Below are 3,714 nucleotides of genomic sequence, written 5' to 3'. Positions count from 1 at the left end.
CCGGTCCGCCCGCGCCGGAGCCGGGCGCCGCCGCCGCTGAGCCGACGCCCGGCGAGGAGCTGGCCTGATCCGACGCGCCGGCGGACAAGCTCGGAAGACCGGGCCTCAGCGCGCCTTCAGCACCATCCGGCACTCGGCCGGCAGGGCCGCCATGGTCATCGGCGGCCGCGGCTTCGGCTTGGTCTTCGCGGGCTTCGGGTGGAGGATCGCGTCGCTGAACCAGTAGGCGAGCTCCTCGCCGCAGCCGTCGCCCGGGGGCGGGGCGGCCTGGTCGCCGCAGGAATCCTGGCCGTCCGGGCAGGCGAGGCGGATATGGTAGTGGTAGTTGTGCCCGTACATCGGGCGCACCTTGCGCAGCCAGCCGCGGTTGCCGTCCGCCTCGCGGCACAGGGCCTTCTTGATCGCCGGGTTGACGAAGATGCGCGCCACCTCCGGCTGCTCGGCGGTGAGGCGGATCAGGCTCAGCCGCTCCGGCGTCCAGGTGTCGGGGTCGATGTCGAGGCGGTCCGGCCGCACCATGTCGGTCGCCGAGGTCTCCTCGCGTTCCGCCCGCGTCATGCGCCGGTCCGGCATCGGGGTGAGCCACACGTCGGCGTCGAGCCCGAGCTGGTGCGAGGCGTGGCCGGTGAGCATCGGGCCGCCGCGGGGCTGGGACATGTCGCCGACGAGCAAGCCCGGCCAGCCGACCCGCGGCGCCTTGCCGGCCAGCCGCTCCAGGAAGTCGACGAGGTAGGGCGTGCCCCAGTTCCGGTTGCGCGACAGGCGCATCACCTGCCACGTCGCCCCGTCGATCGGCAGCGCGGCGCCGCCCGAGAAGCAGCCCTTGGCATAGGAGCCGTAGGCGTGGGTCGGGCCGGAGGTCGGGCCGGTGACCCGGCCGAACAGCGCCTTGGCCGGGGTCGAGGGCGCGTCGGGATTATCCAGCGGCGGCAGGGGTTTGGGGTTGAGGCTGCCCTTGTCCTGGGCGTGGGCGGCGGAGGCCGCGAGCGCCGAGGCGAGCGCGAGGGCGGCGGGGAGGGCGAGGCGGCGCTTGTGCATGCGGGTCTGTGTATCCGGTCCGGCGGTCGCGCGTCGAGGATCGGAACGTCGCCCGCCGCCGGGGCGTTTTTCGGGCAGACCCGTGCCGCGCTCGCCGAGCGCGGGCGCACCCACCGAGCCCGAGGCCGCCGCATGACGCCCGCACCCGAGATCCCGGCCGCGAACCCCGACGAGCAGCCCCGCAGCCTGATCGCCCACGACCGCGTCGTCGGCACCGACGTGCGCCGCCCCGACGGCACCAAGGTCGGGCGGATCGAGCGCTTGATGCTGGACAAGCGCTCGGGTCAGGTCGCCTACGCGGTGATGAGCTTCGGCGGGTTCCTCGGTCTCGGCGAGGGGTTCCACACCCTGCCCTGGGGCGTGCTGCGCTTCTCGCCCGAGCACGACGCCTACGTCGTCGACATCACCGAGGCGCAGCTGCGCGACGCGCCGCCGCGCTCGCCCGAGGGCACCGATCCGGCCGAGGACCGCGCCTGGGAGGAACGGGTCCACCGCTACTACAACGCGGCGCCGTACTGGGGCCTGTGACGCGGGCGCGGCCCGGCTACGTCGTCGGCCCGCACCAGCCCGGCAGGTAGTTGGTCTCGGGCGCCTTGGCCAAGGCCATCGCCTCCTCGAGCGCGGCCGAGAAGTCGTTCTCGACCCGCTTGGGCTTGATGTGGCGGCGGAGATAGTCGGCCCAGAGGAACTCGCTGAACGGCGTGGTGTCCTTGGCGAAGCCGCCGGCCCGGCGCAGCTCGCCGGCGAGGCTGCGGAAGGGGTCGTCGGCGAGATCCCCCATCGTCTTCGGGATCTCCTTGAACCCGACGCGGACGCCGTCCGCATCGTAGGGGTGGACCCACGATTTGTGGTCGCACACCGTCCAGAACGCATCCTTCTCGAGGTGGTGCAGGTCGGCGACCACGGTGACCAGAACGCTCTCGACGCCCTCCTCCATGAGGGCGCGGGAGAGGTGGTGGTGGTCAATGACGTAGTGGTGCTTCTTCGGCCCGAGCAGGGTCGGCACCATGTGCGCCCCGAGGAAGGCGGCGCGCTTGTCCTCGTCGTAGTCGCGCCAGCGCCGGCGCTTCTCGGCGACCTCCCGGTAGCCCACGGTCATCTGCGTCGGGCGCAGATCCGCGATCGGGACGGGCGCCAGCACCGGCTCTCGGATGGCCATCGATTCGGTGTTCCCACGGCCGGGCTCTCGAGGCCCCCGCGGCGATCTGTCATGATTCCGGTGCCGGCGGGAAGGCGCGATCGGCACCCTGCCGTTCACGGTTGCGACAGCCGGCGGCCTCGCAGCCGAGCCTTGCAGCCGAGCCTTGCAACGGCTGATTTCAGCGATGCCGTCGCATGCCCGCGGCACGCGCATGCGCGCCGGCAGGGCCGGGGCTCAGGTCGAGACCGGGCTGTCCTTGCGCAGGTGCCGAAGCGCGCGGAACGGCAGCAGCAGGAACTTCACGAGGGCCCGGACCGCGAGGAAGGCGGCGACCGAGGCGACCAGGGCAATGGTTTTCAACAAGGGCTCGCGCGCTCCATCCGAGGGGGTCGTCCGAGGGGTCGTCCGGCAGAATCGTCATCGCGGCGGCCCCGGCCGGGCGCCGCATCCGCGGTGCCGCTGGGGCCACGCCGTCAGGACGCACTCCAAAGCCGGCGAGATTAAGGGGCTCGATCCCGGAACCATGCGGCCGGCGGAGCGGGCCGCCGGGCCCGCCGCGAACACGCCGCCCGCTTTGAAACCCGTGCCGCGCCGGGCCCGCTCCGGCGGCGTTTCGGCTCGGCCTTGCCAAAGCCCTGCGACGATCTGTAATGATGGCAGGCCCTGTCCGGTCCTCACGGGATCGTTTGTGCGCCGACGCCCGCGAACGGGCGACGGCGCGCCCTCGGCGGCGACGCTTCTCCGCCGCTGCGGCCCTGGACGGCCGGGGATCTGCACACGCGACGGGCCTCGTCCCGGCGCATGAGTTTCATGGAATTCGCGGCCGCCTCGGCATGACGGGACGGTCGAGATGGTTTTCGCGAGGTCGGGAATACAGATGGACGGAGGCACAGCATCGATTGCCGTTGCCCGTGCCGTCAGCGTGCGCGATGCGCGTCGCGCCGATCCGTCCGTTCCCCCGATCAGGTTCAACCCCAGGCGCAGCGGAAGCGCGCGCCGAGCGGCGGTTGACGGCAATCCCTTCAGTTCAGCCCCCGCGGCCTCGGTTTCGAGGCCGGCGCGAGCCCTCTCCCTGACGGCCTTCAGGCCGGGCGAGGCTCCACCGGGACACGGGCCCAGGAGAGCGACGTCCGCCGCCATGTCGAAAGTTCGTCATGGCCAACAACAAGATGCTCATCGACGCGATGCATCCGGAAGAGACCCGGGTCGTCACGGTTCACGGTTCTAGGGTCGAGGAATTCGACTTCGAGGCGGCCAACCGGCGCCAGCTTCGCGGCAACATCTACCTTGCCAAGGTGACGCGCGTGGAGCCCTCGCTCCAGGCCGCCTTCGTCGAGTACGGCGGCAACCGCCACGGCTTCCTCGCCTTCTCGGAGATCCACCCCGACTACTACCAGATCCCGCTCGCCGACCGGCAGGCGCTGCTCGAGGACGAGGCCCGCGACGCCGAGGAGCACCGCGAGCGCGAGGAGCGCCGCCGCAAGTCGCCGCGCAACAACGGCCGCCGCGTCCGCGGGCGCCGGGCCGAGGCCGCC

At 72.3% G+C, this 3,714-nt stretch carries 4 protein-coding genes and 1 pseudogene; 2 read left to right on the top strand and 3 right to left on the bottom strand.

What is annotated here, in order from left to right:
• Nucleotides 1–105 precede the first annotated feature (105 nt).
• Complete coding sequence (gene mepA / locus FV230_RS25720) at nucleotides 106–1,038, bottom strand: penicillin-insensitive murein endopeptidase (RefSeq protein ID WP_147844406.1); 933 nt, start codon at nucleotides 1,036–1,038, stop codon at nucleotides 106–108.
• Nucleotides 1,039–1,170: 132 nt separating this feature from the next.
• On the opposite strand from mepA, the gene FV230_RS25715 reads away from it, so the two are divergent.
• On the top strand, nucleotides 1,171–1,566 hold the full coding sequence (locus tag FV230_RS25715) for a PRC-barrel domain-containing protein (protein WP_147729430.1): 396 nt from the start codon (nucleotides 1,171–1,173) through the stop codon (nucleotides 1,564–1,566).
• 16 nt (nucleotides 1,567–1,582) lie between these two features.
• Here FV230_RS25715 and FV230_RS25710 read toward each other — a convergent pair whose 3' ends face one another.
• Complete coding sequence (locus FV230_RS25710) at nucleotides 1,583–2,197, bottom strand: ParB-like protein (protein WP_147844405.1); 615 nt, start codon at nucleotides 2,195–2,197, stop codon at nucleotides 1,583–1,585.
• A gap of 216 nt (nucleotides 2,198–2,413) precedes the next feature.
• Nucleotides 2,414–2,539 carry a hypothetical protein gene (locus FV230_RS31315; RefSeq protein ID WP_279593292.1) on the bottom strand — a complete coding sequence of 42 codons (126 nt, stop codon included), beginning with the start codon at nucleotides 2,537–2,539 and terminating at the stop codon, nucleotides 2,414–2,416.
• Nucleotides 2,540–3,333: 794 nt separating this feature from the next.
• Between FV230_RS31315 and FV230_RS25705 the strand changes: the two are divergent.
• Nucleotides 3,334–3,714 (top strand): annotated as a pseudogene (locus FV230_RS25705) (S1 RNA-binding domain-containing protein); the annotation flags it as partial.

This window comes from Methylobacterium sp. WL6 (assembly GCF_008040095.1).
Lineage (GTDB): Bacteria > Pseudomonadota > Alphaproteobacteria > Rhizobiales > Beijerinckiaceae > Methylobacterium.
The sequence above is the reverse complement of the archived record's forward strand: the minus strand, read 5'-3'. Positions and strand labels throughout refer to the sequence as shown.